Source organism: Vibrio sp. Y29_XK_CS5 (genome assembly GCF_024181835.1).
GTDB classification, from domain to species: domain Bacteria; phylum Pseudomonadota; class Gammaproteobacteria; order Enterobacterales; family Vibrionaceae; genus Vibrio; species Vibrio harveyi.
Genome location: NZ_JAMZAM010000006.1, coordinates 118,895 through 136,118 on the forward strand (window position 1 = coordinate 118,895; position 17,224 = coordinate 136,118).

12 protein-coding genes are annotated in these 17,224 nt (G+C 45.1%); 6 read left to right on the forward strand and 6 right to left on the reverse strand.

Annotated features, from left to right (window positions below; translation table 11 throughout):
- Positions 1 to 201 precede the first annotated feature (201 nt).
- On the forward strand, positions 202 to 753 hold the full coding sequence (locus tag NL647_RS21220) for a gamma-glutamylcyclotransferase family protein (RefSeq protein ID WP_005450884.1): 552 nt from the start codon (positions 202 to 204) through the stop codon (positions 751 to 753).
- Positions 754 to 791: 38 nt separating this feature from the next.
- Here NL647_RS21220 and NL647_RS21225 read toward each other — a convergent pair whose 3' ends face one another.
- A complete protein-coding gene (locus NL647_RS21225; RefSeq protein ID WP_005450882.1) occupies positions 792 to 1,406 on the reverse strand; it encodes an outer membrane beta-barrel protein in 615 nt (204 codons plus the stop codon).
- Positions 1,407 to 1,549: 143 nt separating this feature from the next.
- A complete protein-coding gene (locus NL647_RS21230) occupies positions 1,550 to 1,882 on the reverse strand; it encodes a tRNA-binding protein (protein ID WP_009698684.1) in 333 nt (110 codons plus the stop codon).
- A gap of 176 nt (positions 1,883 to 2,058) precedes the next feature.
- On the opposite strand from NL647_RS21230, the gene NL647_RS21235 reads away from it, so the two are divergent.
- Positions 2,059 to 3,057: a substrate-binding domain-containing protein gene (locus tag NL647_RS21235; RefSeq protein WP_009698687.1), complete on the forward strand. Its 999-nt coding sequence runs from the start codon at positions 2,059 to 2,061 to the stop codon at positions 3,055 to 3,057.
- A 144-nt stretch (positions 3,058 to 3,201) separates the two neighbouring features.
- On the opposite strand, the gene galM is transcribed toward NL647_RS21235, so the two are convergent.
- The 4 genes from galM to galE all read right to left on the reverse strand — a co-directional run bounded on the left by galM (position 3,202) and on the right by galE (position 7,936).
- Complete coding sequence (gene galM / locus NL647_RS21240; protein WP_253650658.1) at positions 3,202 to 4,260, reverse strand: galactose-1-epimerase; 1,059 nt, start codon at positions 4,258 to 4,260, stop codon at positions 3,202 to 3,204.
- A gap of 29 nt (positions 4,261 to 4,289) precedes the next feature.
- Positions 4,290 to 5,450 (reverse strand): galactokinase, encoded by a 1,161-nt coding sequence (gene galK, locus NL647_RS21245; RefSeq protein ID WP_253650659.1) that lies wholly within the window; start codon positions 5,448 to 5,450, stop codon positions 4,290 to 4,292.
- A 263-nt stretch (positions 5,451 to 5,713) separates the two neighbouring features.
- Positions 5,714 to 6,766, reverse strand: coding sequence for a UDP-glucose--hexose-1-phosphate uridylyltransferase (locus NL647_RS21250; protein WP_253650660.1), 1,053 nt, complete (start codon positions 6,764 to 6,766; stop codon positions 5,714 to 5,716).
- A gap of 150 nt (positions 6,767 to 6,916) precedes the next feature.
- Positions 6,917 to 7,936 carry a UDP-glucose 4-epimerase GalE gene (galE, locus tag NL647_RS21255; RefSeq protein ID WP_050921731.1) on the reverse strand — a complete coding sequence of 340 codons (1,020 nt, stop codon included), beginning with the start codon at positions 7,934 to 7,936 and terminating at the stop codon, positions 6,917 to 6,919.
- A 456-nt stretch (positions 7,937 to 8,392) separates the two neighbouring features.
- Here galE and mrdA point away from each other — a divergent pair, with 456 nt between their 5' ends.
- The 4 genes from mrdA to ebgA all read left to right on the forward strand — a co-directional run bounded on the left by mrdA (position 8,393) and on the right by ebgA (position 17,223).
- Complete coding sequence (gene mrdA, locus NL647_RS21260; RefSeq protein WP_085319946.1) at positions 8,393 to 10,297, forward strand: penicillin-binding protein 2; 1,905 nt, start codon at positions 8,393 to 8,395, stop codon at positions 10,295 to 10,297.
- A gap of 370 nt (positions 10,298 to 10,667) precedes the next feature.
- Positions 10,668 to 12,560 (forward strand): enterotoxin, encoded by a 1,893-nt coding sequence (locus NL647_RS21265; RefSeq protein ID WP_253650661.1) that lies wholly within the window; start codon positions 10,668 to 10,670, stop codon positions 12,558 to 12,560.
- A gap of 234 nt (positions 12,561 to 12,794) precedes the next feature.
- Positions 12,795 to 13,781 (forward strand): transcriptional regulator EbgR, encoded by a 987-nt coding sequence (ebgR, locus tag NL647_RS21270; RefSeq protein ID WP_005449063.1) that lies wholly within the window; start codon positions 12,795 to 12,797, stop codon positions 13,779 to 13,781.
- Between the two features lie 343 nt (positions 13,782 to 14,124).
- Positions 14,125 to 17,223 carry a beta-galactosidase subunit alpha gene (gene ebgA / locus NL647_RS21275; protein ID WP_253650662.1) on the forward strand — a complete coding sequence of 1,033 codons (3,099 nt, stop codon included), beginning with the start codon at positions 14,125 to 14,127 and terminating at the stop codon, positions 17,221 to 17,223.
- Position 17,224: the final 1 nt, after the last annotated feature.

The following is a 17,224-nucleotide window of genomic DNA, read 5'->3' on the forward strand; positions in this document are numbered from 1 at the left end:
GCGATCTTAACACAAACATGCATAAAAAATACATGTTATAAGATCAGACTATCCTTTAGAGGTAAAACATTGCGCCTGATGCCGTGGAGGCATTTCCTCCCAAGAACGTAAAAATGCTGGGCTCAGTAAGAATGACTTAGATATCATATTTAGGTATAACGGATAGAACGGAATTCGTCGAAGTAAAAGGGAACAATCACGATGTATATATTTGGCTACGGCAGCTTAATCAATTCGGCCTCACGTGAGCTTACAGGGCAAACGGGTGAAGCAATTCCCGTTATTGCCCATGGGTTAGTGCGCTATTGGGGCAAAGTCGACGACAGCTATATCTTGTCACCGCTGGTTGTGAATGAAGGCGAAGGGCAAGTGAACGGTGTGCTGCTCGAAGTAGACCACCAAGCGCTGACTGAATTTGACCGCCGCGAACGTGGCTATCATCGTATTCAAATTCGTCCTGAACAAATCGAAACTGACATCAGCTTTAATCCAGATCATGAGATTTGGGTTTACGTGAAAAGCGATCCCCTTCCACCCTGCACGCTCAGCCCAATCATGCAAAGTTATGTAGATACTGTTTTAGCAGGATGCTTGGAAGTCTCTCACGCGTTTGCTGAACACTTTGTTCGCCATACTATAGGTTGGCAACACGCCAAAGAGAATGACCGCCACCAGCCCAAGTATGGCAACCTTGCGGGTGTGCAAGATCATCATTATGAATTAATAGATAACCTGATCAAAAAGGGAGCCTAGTGGCTCCCTTCCATTATTCATATTCGACAAATATCTGATTAGAATTTGTAGTCTAGACCTACGTAAAAGCCATCAAAATCAAAATCTAAATCGCCGCCATTTTCAACATCAATCGTGACCGAAGACGCACGGTAACCACCAGAAACAATCAGACCAGAAGCAAATTCATAACCTGCTTCAGCACCGTAGTTGAAACCAATATCGCTACCATCTGTTGATATTGAGCTAGAAGATGCAGTTGGAACATCCAACTTCAGGTCAACACCCATCACGCCCAAGCCAGCCACAGCGCCTAAGTAGAAACCTGTGCCTGTGAAGTAGTATTTAGGTTTCGCATTAAGATTCGCAGCGTAACCTTCAACTTCAATGCTCGCATTGTGCGCAGTGCCAAACTGATCGATGAAGTATCCGTTCTCTTTAAAGCTGCCAAAGTGAATAAACTCACCCTCAAAAGCTAATACAAACTGCTGAGAGAGCGCCATCTCTTTACCAACAGCGATACCAAAGCCTGTTGAAGACGATGAATCAATGTTCAACTCTGTATCGATCTCAGTGTTATGAATATCCGCACCAATATACCAACCACTATTTGCTTGAACCGACGCTGAAGCAACCACTGCACCTAAAGCCAATAAAGGCAAAACCTTTTTCATTATAATTTCCTATATTTTCATACTGTTAAACAGTTTTAAATCAAGAAAATTATAAATAAAGGTGAATATGAATCAACTCACTCATTTATAAAATGAGACATAAAACATAAGCATTTGTTATATAAATAAATTTAACTTACAGCTTAAACAATTCGCACGCCTGATGGCATTGCGCGTTCCGGTGTCAGTAATACGCTTTCCGACTCATCGTCAGTTTCAGCGCACAGCAGCATACACTCAGAGGTTTCACCACGCATCTTAGCTTTTGCTAGATTACACAGCACTACCACCTGTTTACCCATTAACTCTTCTTCTGTGTAGTACGGTACAAGGCTCGTTACCGTTTGCAGGGTTTTCTCACCGACATCGATCTGCACAATGTACAGCTTGTCTGCATTCTCGTGGCGCGCCACCTCAATAATTTTTCCAGTGCGAATTTCTAACTTTGCAAAGTCTGAGTAAGCGATCGTTTCCATTAATTAAAATCCAAGTAAATTTTACTAAAAAGATAACGTTTACACTATCAGTAAGATTAATAATTACAAGAGGTAAAGATCGCACTTTAGAAAGCAACCACCTGTTAAAATTGCACTTATTACACAATGGGTGTTTAATACTCCGGTTAACGTTTTTAGCCAACGAAAGGTTCCTCATGGCAACAATCAAGGATGTCGCAAAAGAAGCGGGGGTGTCAGTCGCTACCGTTTCTCGTGTGATCAACAAATCACCCAAGGCAAGCCAAACTTCTATCGATGCAGTGACTAAAGCGATGAGCAAACTTGGCTATCGCCCTAACGCGGCAGCACGAGCACTCGTCAGTCAAAGTACCAATACGATGGGTGTGCTGGTGAGTGATGTCTCAGACCCCTTCTTTGGCACCATGGTCAAATCGGTTGATAACGTCGCAAGAGAAAATGGTAAACACATTCTAATTGGCAATGGTTATCACAATCCAGAAGATGAACGACAAGCGTTAGAGCTGCTGATTAATAGCCGCTGTGAGGCGATTGTGATCCACTCTAAAGGCTTATCAGATGAAGAATTGATTGGCTATGCCAAAGAAGTAAAAGGGATGGTATTGATCAACCGCCACATTCCTGAGTTAGCAGAGCGTTGTATCTCTCTCGATAACCGTAAAGGTGCGTACCTCGCAACAGAATATTTACTTCGTCATGGGCATACCAAGATAGCTTGTATCGCTTCTTCACATGACATTGAAGATACCGATGAGCGCTTGCAAGGTTACCAAGCGGCGCTGAAAGACCACAAGATTGAACTGTCGAAAAGTTACGTTGAATATGGTGAACCAAACAGTGATGGTGGTGAAATAGCAATGACCAACTTACTGACTAAATCACTCGAAATCACCGGTGTCGTGGCTTACAACGATTACATGGCAGCCGGGGCACTTGCCGTATTAGATCAAAACGGAATCAGCGTACCAGAGAAAGTCTCTATGGTCGGTTTTGACGATGGTTTAATTGCTCGCTTCGTCAATCCAAGTTTGACGACAATTCGTTACCCAATTGAAATGATGGCAGAACGCGCTGCTCGACTAGCGTTGGCATTATCACGAGATGAACAAGTGGAAGAAGACACGATCATCTTCAGCCCAACCTTAGTTCGTCGCAACTCGGTTGACCGCCTCTAACTCTGCACCCAATCTAAAATACGAAATAAAAAAGCTCTGCTACAGAAGTACCAGAGCTTTTTTGTTTTTAGTTCAATCAAGCTTTTGACCTACTGTAGGCAAAAAGCTCATGGCAAACCAAAAGGCTAAAAATCAATACCTTAACTAAAAAGCAAAGTGAAACGTTGTACTGAATCGATACGCTTGCTCAGGTTCAAGAATACAACTTGGTTGCCCCCACTCAGCATGGTTCGGTGAATCTGGCAAAAACTGAGTTTCTAACGCCAAGCCCGCGTAGTCTTGGTATTCCCCACCGCGACGGTTTGGTGCACCCGCTAACCAGTTACCCGTATACAATTGCATGGCAGGCTTATTGGTCACGACAGACATATGCACTTTTCCATCCGGAGAAACCACCCGCGCAACGGGTTTTGAAACGTCGCGATGAGCATCAAATAGATAGCTGTGATCATAACCTTTCGCTGCAATCTGCTGCTCATCTTGTAAGAAATGCTCCGATACTGGCTTTTCATTTCTAAAATCAAAGCCTGTTCCTTTCACATCTTGCAATGTCCCCAAAGGAATACCGACCTCGTTAGTTGGTAGATATTGATCTGCTGCGATGGTTAAACGGTGAGAACGACAATCCAAATCGGCTTCCGCACCAAGCAAATTAAAGTAAGCGTGGTTCGTTAAGTTCACTGGTGTTGCTTTGTCTGTCTTTGCGAAATACGCAATGCTCACTTGGTTGTCATCAGTCAGGGTATACGCCACATGGGCTTCGAGGTTCCCCGGAAAACCTTGATCACCATCTTCAGACAACAAAGAAAACGTCACTTGCTGTTCGGACTGAGACTCAATGTTCCAGCGACGCTTATCAAACCCTTCCTCACCACCGTGTAAGCAGTTTCCCGCTTGGTTAGTGGAGACTTGAAATGCTTCGCCATTAACCTCAAAAAGCCCATTGGCGATGCGGTTTGCGTAGCGACCAACAGTGACACCCATGTAACACTGTTGATGCATGAAACTCCCCATCGTCCCCACTCCGAGAAGCACTTCGCGCAACTCCCCATTCGCCAAAGGTAAACGACAACTCAGCCATGTCGCGCCAATATCCATAAAGGAAACGCTCATGCCTGTGTTATTTTTCAGTTCGACCACCTTAGCAGGCTCACCATCAAAAGCAGCCTGCTGTGTCATCGTGATGGTTAATGGCTCGGTCATCTCTCGCTCCTACTAAAGCTGCGGTGCGCTTAAAGCACTTCGACTAAGCTAGCGCCATTTTTCGCTTGGCACACGTAGATAGATTCTTTCAACCCCGTTGCTGCTTGGTATTTAGCTTCAACGGTTGCTTTCACGTCATCCACTAATGCAGGCGGTACAAGAGCGACAATACAACCGCCAAAGCCGCCGCCAGTCATGCGCACACCGCCTTGCTCACCGATGACCTCTTTCACCATCTCAACCAAAGTATCGATTTCTTTTACTGTGATTTCGAAATCATCACGCATTGAAGCATGAGACTCTGCCATCAACTCACCCATGCGCTTCATGTCGTGTGCGCGAAGAGCTTGTGCGGCTTCGACCGTGCGATCGTTTTCTGTGATCACGTGGCGAGCACGTTTTGCCACCATTTCATCCAGCTCAGACACTTTCTCGTTAAACTGCTCAATGCTCACATCACGGAGTGCTTTTACGCCGAAGATGCGCGCCGCTTCTTCACATTGCTCACGACGAGTGTTGTATTCGCTGTCTACCAAGCCACGTTTTTTGTTCGAGTTGATGATCACCACTGCCATGTCTTCTGGCATCGATACTGCTTCGGTTTCTAGGCTACGGCAGTCCAATAACATCGCGTGATTTTCACGACCTTCTGCCGAAATCATTTGGTCCATGATGCCGCAGTTACAGCCGACAAATTCGTTCTCGGCTTGCTGACCGTTCAGTGCAATTTCCGCTTGGCTGATTTCTAGATTGAACAGCACTTTAAACGTTTGACCAATCACCACTTCCAATGCTGCCGATGAGCTCAAGCCCGCCCCTTGAGGCACATTGCCGCTCACGGAGATATCCGCACCAGACAATTGGTAACCGCGTGCGAGAAGAAACTTCACCACACCGCGAATGTAGTTGGCCCACATTTTGTCTTGTTGGAAAGTAATCTCTTGAGTGATATCGAACTCATCAACTGCGTTGCCGTAGTCCACCGATACCACGCGCACTAGGTTGTCTTCACGTTTTGCTGCTGCCACAACCGTTTGGTAGTTGATCGCACATGGCAATACAAAACCATCGTTGTAATCAGTGTGTTCACCAATCAGGTTGACACGACCAGGTGCTTGAATAATGTGGCTTGGAGCGTAACCCAGCACTTGTTCAAAAGAGGTTTTAACGTTTTGGATTAAATCAGACATAGTAAAATCTCAGCATAAAATTTTTGTGTGAATTCTCGACAGCTTTCATATCTCGCAATCAGAAACGACATATTTGATTGTCTAATATTTGTCATTCCGGACGAGCCCTAGCGAGCATCCGGAATCTACGTTCAGCGCACTCTGATGGTAAATTCCGTATCACGCCCGTTCCTCGCTGTACGGAATGACATCTTTCGTATTTATCTTTAAGGTCTGTTGACCTTTCGAACAAAATTTAACCGCGAAAGATCAACAGCCCCTAGTTACTGTTCTTTGTAATGCACATCGCTTATGTCACGTAGGCGCTGTGCTGCTTGCTCTGCGGTTAAGTCGCGTTGGTTTTCTGCCAACATTTCATAACCCACCATGAACTTACGCACTGTTGCGCTACGCAGTAGCGGCGGGTAGAACAAGGCGTGCAGTTGCCAATGATCGATATCAGTACCTTCTTCAAAGAATGGCGCGTAATGCCAACCCATTGAGTAAGGGAAAGAACATTGGAATAGGTTGTCGTAACGGCTGGTTAGCTTTTTGATTGCAACCGCAAGGTCATCACGTTGCTCATCGGTTAGCTCACTCATTCGACGAATGTGCGTTTTAGGAAGTAGCATGGTTTCGAATGGCCACGCAGCCCAGTAAGGGACAACAGCAATCCAGTGCTCAGTCTCAACCACAGTACGTGAGCCATCTTTGAGTTCAGCTTGCACGTAATCCACCAGCAAGTTACTGCCATGTTCTTGGTAGTACGCTTTTAAGTTGTGCTCTTTACGCTCAATTTCATTTGGTAAGAAGCTATTCGCCCAGATTTGACCGTGTGGATGAGGTTGAGAACATCCCATCGCTTCGCCTTTGTTCTCAAATGCTTGCACCCACACGTAGTCTTTGCCAAGCTCTTCGATTTGCTCATTCCAGGTGTCAATCACGCCACGAATTTTGTCGACTGGTAGTTCCGGTAGCGTTTTGCTGTGATCGGGAGAGAAGCAAATCACTCGGCTCAACCCGCGTACGCCTTGAGTCTTGAACAAAGGGCTGTCTGACTCAGGTGCATCTGGAGAATCCACCATCAACGCAGCAAAGTCATTCTTAAACACGTAGGTGCCTTGGTAATCTGGGTTTATATCTCCAGAAATGCGCTCGTTCGTTGGACATAGGAAACACTTCTCATCGTAACTAGGCAGTTGATCGATAGACGGTTTCTCATCGGCACCACTCCAAGGGCGTTTTGCACGATGTGGTGACACTAAAATCCACTGACCCGTTAGTGGGTTGTAGCGACGATGTGGGTGATCCACTGGGTTAAATTCAACATTCGACATCTTACTTACTCAACTTTTAAAATTTCTTTCATCTGCATTCCCCAATGAAATTGGAGTTGCTGCTAGGCGGTAAGCTTTCCAATATCCATGAGCATAGGTTTTCTATGTGATTGGAATTGGAAAGTGCAGGCGACAACGCTGCAGCATCAATTACGCGGGGGAATAGCCTTGCGGGTTATTTGACTGCCATTTCCACGTGTCCGCCGTCATTTCAGTAACGCTGCGAGTCGCTTTCCAGCCAAGATCTCGCTCTGCTTTTTCAGTACTTGCCCAACATTCTGCAATGTCACCAGGACGGCGAGGACACAGCTCGTAAGGCACTGGCTTACCGCAAGCCAACGCGAACGCTTCCACCATATCAAGCACGCTAGAGCCTTTTCCCGTACCTAAGTTGTAAATGTGCAAACCGGCTTTATCACCGACCGATTTCAGCGCTGCGATATGACCGTCCGCTAAGTCCATCACGTGGATGTAATCACGAACGCCCGTGCCGTCTGGTGTTGGGTAGTCATTGCCGAATACCGACAGTTTTTCACGGCGACCGACTGCGACTTGTGCAATGAACGGCATTAGGTTGTTTGGAATACCTTGAGGGTCCTCACCCATGGTGCCGGATGGATGTGCACCCACTGGGTTGAAATAGCGCAGTAAAGTAATGCTCCAATCGTTTTCTGCGTTGAACAGATCACTTAAGCACTCTTCCACCATGTACTTGCTACGACCGTATGGGTTGGTGGTTGCGCCAGTAGGTGAGTCTTCAGTAATAGGTACAATGTCAGGGTCGCCGTACACCGTTGCGGATGAACTGAAGACAATGCTTTTCACCCCAGCTTTGCGCATACTGCGTGCCAAAACGAGCGAGCCATTCACGTTGTTATCGTAGTACTCCAACGGCTTCGCAACGGATTCTCCAACGGCTTTTAAACCAGCAAAGTGAATCACTGCTTGGATATCATGCTCAGCAAAAACCGAATCTAAAAAGGCTTCATCACGAATATCACCTTGATGGAAGACGGGTTGTTTACCTGTCAGCGCTTCAATACGACTAAGCACTTCTACTTTGGCGTTACACAAGTTATCGACAATGATTGGCTCCATACCTGCTTCAATCATCTGTACGCATGTGTGGCTACCGATGTACCCCATACCGCCTGTGATAAGAACTTTCACTTTTGCTTCCCCATTGTTGCTGCTCATGCTTGGTAACGATTTGAGCCTATTAACCAAGCAAATTCGCAGATCGCTTAACTGGTTAAAAGTCTACCAACCAAAACCGATCTAGATCCGTGATCAAACTCAAACTTGTGTAAACGTTTCCACAAAATTACACAACACATAAAACTTAATAAGATTAAAGAAAATTTATTCATTTAAGGAATCAAAACGAAAAAATACTAGACAAGATGTATAAACGTTTACATCTTCACAGCAACATTAAAAGGTGACGCGCAACGCAAGAAAGATCAGGCTTCGCTTTAGATCCCTGACATTGCTCTTACAAAACAAGGTGCAAAGCTCGTTACAGTAGCCCCGCCCCAAATGTAACCATTTGTAACAAGACTAAAATCCATGTCTTTTCTTTTATTGGGGCACATTGAGCACAAAGACCAAACCTAAAGGGCATCCATGCTACGCAAGCGAAACGAATTCCGAGACCACAATCAGGAAGTAAGATTGTTTAAAAACCGCGCCATCGTTGCTTTTATCGGCATGGTTATTTTGTTGGGAGGACTGGTTGCTAACCTTTATAACTTGCAGGTTAATCACTTCAAAGATTACCAAACTCGCTCGAACGACAACCGAATCAAGATCCTGCCAATAGCCCCTACCCGTGGTCTTATATATGACCGAAATGGCGTTTTGTTGGCTGAGAACCGTCCTGTTTATAACTTAGATATGATCCCAGAACAGGCGGGCGATCCAGATGCATTAATTGAAAAACTGCGTCACTATATTGATATCACCCCAGATCAAGTCGAATCCTTTAAAAAGCGTTACAAGCACACTCGCCGCTTTCGTTCTGTCACGATCATGAACGAACTGAATGACAAGCAAGTGGCGCGCTTTTCTGTTCATCAGCACGAGTTTAACGGCGTCTTTGTTACCGCAGATCTCAAACGTTACTACCCTTACGGCGAAGAACTGACCCATGTTTTGGGTTACGTTTCTCACATCAACGATCGAGACTTGCGTCGATTGGATGAAGAAGGCAAAGCACAGAATTATCAGGCAACGCAAAACATCGGCAAGTTAGGTGTTGAACGTTATTACGAAGACATCCTCCACGGCACCAAAGGCTACGAGGAAGTAGAGGTAAACAGTCGCGGTCGCGTGATTCGTACGATCAAATATGTGCCGCCAGTTCCCGGAAAAGACATCGTATTGAATCTGGATATTGAGCTACAAGAGTATGTCTACAAACAACTCAACCATCGCCAAGGCAGCGCAGTCGTGCTCGATCCACGCGACAATAGCGTATTAGCCATGGCATCAAGTCCCAGTTATGACCCAAACCCTTTTGTTAACGGCATCTCTAGCAAAGCCTACCGTGCCTTACTCAATGATCCAGCACACCCACTTGTGAACCGTACAACGCTTGGCGTTTACCCTCCTGCTTCTACGGTAAAACCTTTTATGGCTGTCGCTGGGCTTGAAGAACACGTCATCACACCAAGTACCGTGCGCAACGATCACGGTATCTGGCGTATTCCTGGCTCTAAACCAAATTCAAAAGCATGGCGAGATTGGAAACGTTGGGGTCACGGCAACGTGGATGTCACCAAGGCAATTGAGGAATCAGTTGATTCCTTCTTTTATCAGACCGCATTTGACCTTGGGATTGACCGCATTTCGAAATGGATGAATAAATTTGGCTTTGGCTTGCCAACGGGCATCGATATTTACGAAGAAAGCAGCGCAAACATGCCGACACGAGAATGGAAAATCGCACGTCATCGCACCCCTTGGTATCAAGGTGATACGGTGCCTATCGGTATTGGGCAAGGTTATTGGACAGCAACACCAATGCAGATAGCCAAAGCAACATCATTCCTCATTAATCATGGCGAAATGAAAGCGCCACACCTTCTCAAAGCCGTGATTGAACATGGGGAAGATTTCGAAAACCAAGTCGATGTGAAACCAAAAGCGCTGCCTTCTATCGAAGGAGTACCAGAGAAGTTCTGGGATATTCCAATCAACGCCATGCGTTTGGTAAATAATGGGGCTCATGGTTCTGGTCGCCGTGCATTCAGAGGGGCAGAGTACAGCAGTGGCGGTAAGTCAGGGACTGCGCAGGTATTTGGTCTGCGCAAAGACGAAGTCTACAACTCCAAAAAACTCGCAAACCACCTACTCGACCACGCATTGTTTACCGCGTTTGCACCATACGATAAACCCAAATACGTGGCGACCGTGGTTATCGAGCACGGAAATGGTGGCTCTAAAGTGGGCGCGCCGTTCATTCGAAATGTGTTTGATCACTTGCTTGTCCATCACGATAAAGACGACAGCAATAAGGTGAAGTCTTAAATACGCCAGAACAACACCCAATAAACAAAGCCTGAGTGGATGTCCTAGCCACTCGGGCTTTTGTTTGTTTTCCAGCACAACCCCACCCACCTAAATTCTATAAAATACAAAAAATGTGAGATAAATCAGAAGCGAATAACAACGAGAAGAACATCACTATCAATAACCACCCTTTCGTTTGCTAAAACGAAATCATCAATAGCTCACCCCTCATCACTAAGAAAATAAAGTTTTTGGATTTCACTCTTTTTAAATCGAAAGACAATTTGCGCAAATTGGAAAAGCAGAAGATTTGTGACAGCAAGCTCAACGAAAACAGGGATGGTGATTTCAAATGTAAGAGCAATAAATAATCAGTAAGGAAAAATCGATGAACTACAAGACTTTGAAAGCTAGTGGGTTGGCGGTTATAGTCTCGGCAGCTTACATAGGGAATGCGTACTCAATGGAAATAGCCAATGATGCAATGGCAATAACATTTGATAATAACTCAGGTGTCGTGTCATTGATCAATAATAATACGGATGAACAAATCACCCCAACTGAACTTTTCTTCATTACTCTACCGAATGAAACAACACTTCATACCAAAGATTTTAAGTTGGAAAAGTACAAGAAAGATGGTGACAGCATCAATCTCACTTTTGTTCGCAATGATTTTGAAGTGGATGTCACTTTGAACGTAATCAAACAACGATATGTGAGTGTTGATTACAAAATCAAAGCTGTTGGTAACGATCGCAAGATCAAAAAAATCACTTTCTTGCCAACCAAAAAACAAACGCAAGCGCCTTATGTTGACGGTAGTATTAACAGCTCACCAATTATCGCGGATACGTTCTTCATGCTGCCGCGTAAACCGATTGTAAATACCTATGCTTACGAAACGAAAACCAACCTCAATATTGATATTGTCACTCCAATAAGCACAAACGCCCCATTAAAATATACAACTTATATCGGTACGTTTAGCGAAGTCAGTCAATTAAGACGCGACTTCAACAAGTTCATTGAAGCAATGCGACCACGTCCCTACAAACCATATTTACATTACAATTCATGGATGGATATTGGCTTTTTCACTCCTTATACAGAAAGTGACATTAAAGGACGAATGAAAGAGATTTATCATGAGTTGGTGGAAAAACGCGGCGTAGTTCTTGATGGGTTCTTACTTGATGACGGCTGGGATGACTTAACAGGAAACTGGGATTTTGGCTCAGCATTTGCTGATGGGTTTGGGAGCGTAAAAGAGCTAGCCGATTCAATGAATACTAGTGTGGGTTTGTGGCTTTCCCCTTGGGGAGGCTATAACAAGCCACGTGATATTCGCGTTTCACATGCAAAAGAAAATGGTTTCGAAACGGTGGATGGTAAGTTTGCTCTCTCAGGTCCGGTGTACTTCAAAAACTTCAATGACAAAATCACCAATCTGATTAAAAACGAGCATATTTCGTCGTTTAAACTTGATGGAATGGGCAACGCAACATCTCACTTAAAAGGCAGTCAATTTGCTTCCGATTTTGATGCGTCAGTTCAGTTGATCGAGAACATTCACAAGGCCAACGATAAGGTATTTATCAACCTAACGACCGGGACCAACGCAAGCCCATCATGGTTATTCTTCGCTGACTCCATTTGGCGCCAAGGTGATGATATCAACCTTTATGGTGATGGCTCTCCAACACAACAGTGGGTCACTTACCGAGACGCTGAAACATATCGTTCGATTGTCCGTAAAGGTCCATTATTCCCGATGAGTTCGATAATGCTTCACGGTATTGTCAGCGCCAAAAACGCTTATTATGGACTTGAGAAAGTACAATCCGATCAAGATTTTGCCGATCAAGTATGGTCATATTTTGCAACTGGCACACAACTACAAGAAATGTATATTACACCAGATATGCTCAATTCAACTAAGTGGGACACTCTTGCAAAAGCAGCTAAATGGGCAAGAGAGAACGCCGATGTTTTAGTAGATTCACATTGGATTGGTGGCAATCCAACTAACTTAGCGGTGTATGGTTTTGCGTCATGGAATGAAAACAAAGCCGTAATTTCGTTGCGTAACCCATCGGATAAACCACAAAAATATTACTTGGATCTCAATCGTGATTTTGAATTGCCTACAGGCGCAAATGGGCAGTTCAAGCTAAAAATGGCTTACGGTGAAAACAACACAATTCCATCTCACTACACCGACCCAGTAGTTATAACCCTGCAGCCACTACAAACTTTAGTCATCAACGCGAATAAATAACCAGTAACCAAAGAAAAGGCACTGTTATGGTGCCTTTGTTCGCTTTTTCTCAGACCTTAATACCATCAAATACGATAGAGCAACGAGTGCTTAACGTATTCTTCCGGCAGATAACTTCACTTCCCCGATCGCACAGTTTTACTAAAAGTTTGTGCATCCATAAGTAGCTGTTTACAATGGTGGGATTATTGCTTTTCTCACTGGGACAGTGAGCTTTGCCTACGGGAAGTGCACATGGCAACACTAAAAGATATCGCTACTGAAGCTGGCGTCTCACTCGCGACCGTATCGCGCGTGTTAAATGATGATCCGACTTTGAGCGTAAAAGAAGAAACCAAACACCGCATCTTAGAAATCGCAGAAAAGCTGGAATACCGCACCAGCAGTTCCAAAAAAGCCACCAAAGAGGCAAGACAAAAACACCACTTCTTAGCCTTGTATAACTACAAGCAAGAAGCCGAGGTGAATGACCCTTATTACTTGTCGATTCGTCACGGGATTGAAACCCAGTGTGACAAATTGGGCATTACGCTAACCAATTGCTACGACAGCATCATCGATGTAGAAACGCAAAAGATCACCGGAATCCTTCTGGTCGGTAAAACTGACAGCGCCGTGATTCGTAAATTGCCTAAACGTCTTACTGACAGCATTTGCTACATCGACTTCTCTGACAGCGATAGCACATACGACTGTGTTGATATCGATCTTGCGCGAATCAGTAAACAAGTGGTCGACTTCTTTGTTGAACAAGGCTACGAACGGATTGGTTTTATTGGTGGTCAAGATGAACCAAACACTGCAGACATTCGTGAAAATGCATTTGTAGAATACGGCAGCTTAAAAGGCGTGGTGTCAGAAGACGATATTTATCGCGGCGACTTCTCTAGCTTATCTGGTTACGATTTAGCAAAAGCCATGTTAGCAAAAGGCGATTTTCCTAAAGCGCTCTTTATCGCTTCAGACTCAATTGCAATTGGTGTTTTACGCGCGATTCATGAATTCGGTTTGAACATTCCACAAGACATTGCCCTAATCAGCGTCAATGACATTCCAACCGCCCGATTTACCTTCCCACCACTCTCAACTGTGCGCATTCATTCTGAGATGATGGGTATTCAAGGGGTAAATTTATTAGTAGAAAAATACCGCGACGGTCGCGCACTGCCTCTACAAGTGCATGTGCCGAGCAAATTAAAACTCCGCGGCACCACTCAGTAATTCCCTTCACATTATCAAATTTATAAAGCACTGAATATTCAGTGCTTTTTTATTATCCCCTCTTTAAATCTAGCTATTTTTTATCCACTTTACCTAAGAAATCGGCTTGGGATGACATTCCTTTATCCTGATCACATCTTGTTCAATGATCGTCCAATAAAACGTGACCAAGTTAAAGTTAAACGTTTTCACTAATTTATTTTAGTAAAACTTTTACTAATATCTTTTCCTAGATAATTCATCACTCTTTTTCAAATGACATCGGCTGCATTTCTTTTGGATAGCTTCAAGCATTGGACTCTTCCTTTGCCTGCTACCAAACTAAGCCGAGGGGAGAACAAACGTGAACAATTGGGAAAACTTCCTTCACCTGCATGAGAATCGTATGGCACCACGTGCTTACTTCTTTTCTTACGATTCAATTAAAAACGCACAAACATTCCAACGAGAACTGAGCAGCCGCTTCAAACTGCTAAGTGGTCAATGGACATTCAACTACTTCACCAATCCTCTCTTGGTGCCAGAAGAGTTTTACTCGCAAAAAATGGAAGAATGGGGACAAATTACCGTTCCAAACATGTGGCAAATGGAAGGTCATGGCGACCTTCAATACACAGATGAAGGCTTCCCATTCCCTATCGATGTGCCTTTTGTTCCGACAGATAACCCGACAGGTGCTTACCAACGCACGTTCACTCTGGGTGAAAACTGGAACGACAAACAAACCATCATCAAATTTGATGGCGTTGAAACCTACTTCGAAGTTTACGTAAACGGTCATTACGTTGGCTTTAGCAAAGGCAGTCGATTGACCGCAGAGTTCGACATCTCTTCTTATGTACAACAAGGTGAAAATTTACTGTCTGTACGTGTGATGCAGTGGGCAGATTCGACTTACATTGAAGACCAAGACATGTGGTGGACGGCGGGTATATTCCGCGATGTGTACCTTGTCGGAAAAGAGCACGTTCACGTCCAAGATCTGACTGTTCGTACTGATTTCGCCGACGATTACCAAAGTGCTACCTTAAGCTGCCAAGTTGAACTAGAAAACCTATCGACTACGGTTGCGTCTGGTTACACGCTGGAATATGCCCTTCAAGATAAAAGCACTGTGGTTGTAAGCGGTCAATGTGATTCACTGACTATCCAAGACAACAGCCAAACAAGCTTTGCCATTGATGTGGTGAACCCAATCCATTGGACAGCGGAAAATCCATACCTTTACCAACTGTTCATTACGCTAAAAGACGCACAAGGTAATATTGTCGAAGTGATTCCGAAACGTGTTGGCTTCCGAGACATTAAAGTGCGTGATGGTCTGTTCTACATCAACAACCAATACGTGATGCTGCACGGCGTAAACCGTCATGATAATGACCACCTAAAAGGTCGCGCTGTTGGTATGGATCGCATCGAGAAAGACCTGATCTTGATGAAACAGCACAACATCAACTCAGTTCGCACCGCGCACTACCCTAACGACCCACGCTTCTACGAGCTGTGTGACATTTACGGCTTGTTCGTAATGGCAGAAACCGACGTAGAAACCCACGGCTTCGCTAACGTTGGCGATCTCAGCCGTATCACCAATGACCCTGCATGGGAAAGTGTGTTTGTCGATCGCGCAGAGCGTCATGTTCATGCTCAAAAGAACCATCCTTCGATCATCATGTGGTCACTGGGTAATGAGTCTGGTTACGGCTGCAATATCCGCGCTATGTACAGCGCAACTAAGGCGATTGATGACACTCGCTTAGTGCACTACGAAGAGGACCGCGATGCAGAAGTGGTTGACGTCATTTCAACCATGTACTCACGTGCTCAGCTCATGAACCACTTTGGTGAACACCCGCACGACAAACCTCGCATCATCTGCGAATACGCACACGCGATGGGTAACGGACCTGGCGGTCTGACGGAATACCAAAACGTGTTCTACAAGCATGACCACATTCAAGGTCACTACGTTTGGGAATGGTGTGACCATGGCGTATTAGCGCGCGATGAAAATGGTCAAGAGTTCTACAAGTACGGCGGCGACTACGGCGATTATCCAAACAACTACAACTTCTGTATGGATGGTTTGATTTACCCAGATCAAACGCCGGGACCAGGCTTAAAAGAATACAAACAAGTTATCGCACCAGTGAAAATTCACGCGGTGCAAGGCACAAAAGACCGCTTTACCATAGAGAACAAATTGTGGTTCACCAACCTGAATGATTACACCATCACTGCAGATATCCGAGCGGAAGGTGAAACGCTGCGCTGCGTGCAGTTTAAGGTCGAAGAGCTTGCAGCGAACAGCGTACGTGAAATCACGATTAATTTGCCTGAACTGGACGAGCGTGAAGCCTTTATTAACTTCACCGTGCGTAAAGACAGTCGAACTCTGTACAGCGAAGCAAACCACGGCATCGCGACCTACCAGTTCCAGCTAAAAGAAAACACAGCAAGTGAAGCCGAGTTTGTTAACCACAATGCGCAAGCGTTAGTAACAACAGAAAGCCGCTTGGAACACGTAATTGAAGGTCACAACTTCACGCTGATTTTCTCTAAAGTCAACGGCAAGCTGACCTCTTGGCTCGTCAATGGTGAAGAGCTGATTCAATCTGAGCCTAGACTGAACTTCTTCAAGCCAATGATTGATAACCACAAACAAGAGTACGAAGGTTTGTGGCACCCAGCACACTTGCAAATCATGCAAGAGCACTTCCGCACGCTGCAAGTCGAAGCAACCGATGATTCGGTTTCGATCACGACCACCAGCATCATTGCACCGCCGGTGTTCGATTTTGGCATGCGCTGTACCTACCGCTACCAAATCAACGCACAAGGGCATTTGAATGTGGAACTGAGTGGCGAGCGCTACGGCGATTACTCGCATGTTATCCCTGTGATTGGTTTGGATTTGGGCATCAACGGCAGCTTTGACCAAGTCAGTTACTACGGTCGTGGTCCTGAAGAAAACTACCAAGACAGCCGCCAAGCCAACTTGATTGATGTTTACCACAGCACGGTAGCCGACATGTTTGAGAACTACCCGTTCCCACAAAACAACGGCAACCGCCAACACGTTCGTTGGGCATCACTAACGAATCGTCACGGCACGGGGTTGTTGGTGAAACCACAACAAGAAATCAACTTCAGCGCGTGGTTCTACACCAACCAAAACCTGCACGAAGCGCAACACACCATTGAGCTAGAAAAGAGCGGCTACATCACGCTCAACCTTGACCATCAAGTGATGGGACTGGGCTCAAACTCGTGGGGAAGCGAAGTGCTCGACTCATACCGCGTGTACATGGATGAATTCCGTTATGGCTTAACGCTGATACCGCTTCAAGTTGGCGATTGCAGTGCACAAGCCATGGCAAACCATGATTTCGACAATGCGTTCTTCACTCAATCCAATACTCAAACAGCAAACGAGGCGTAAT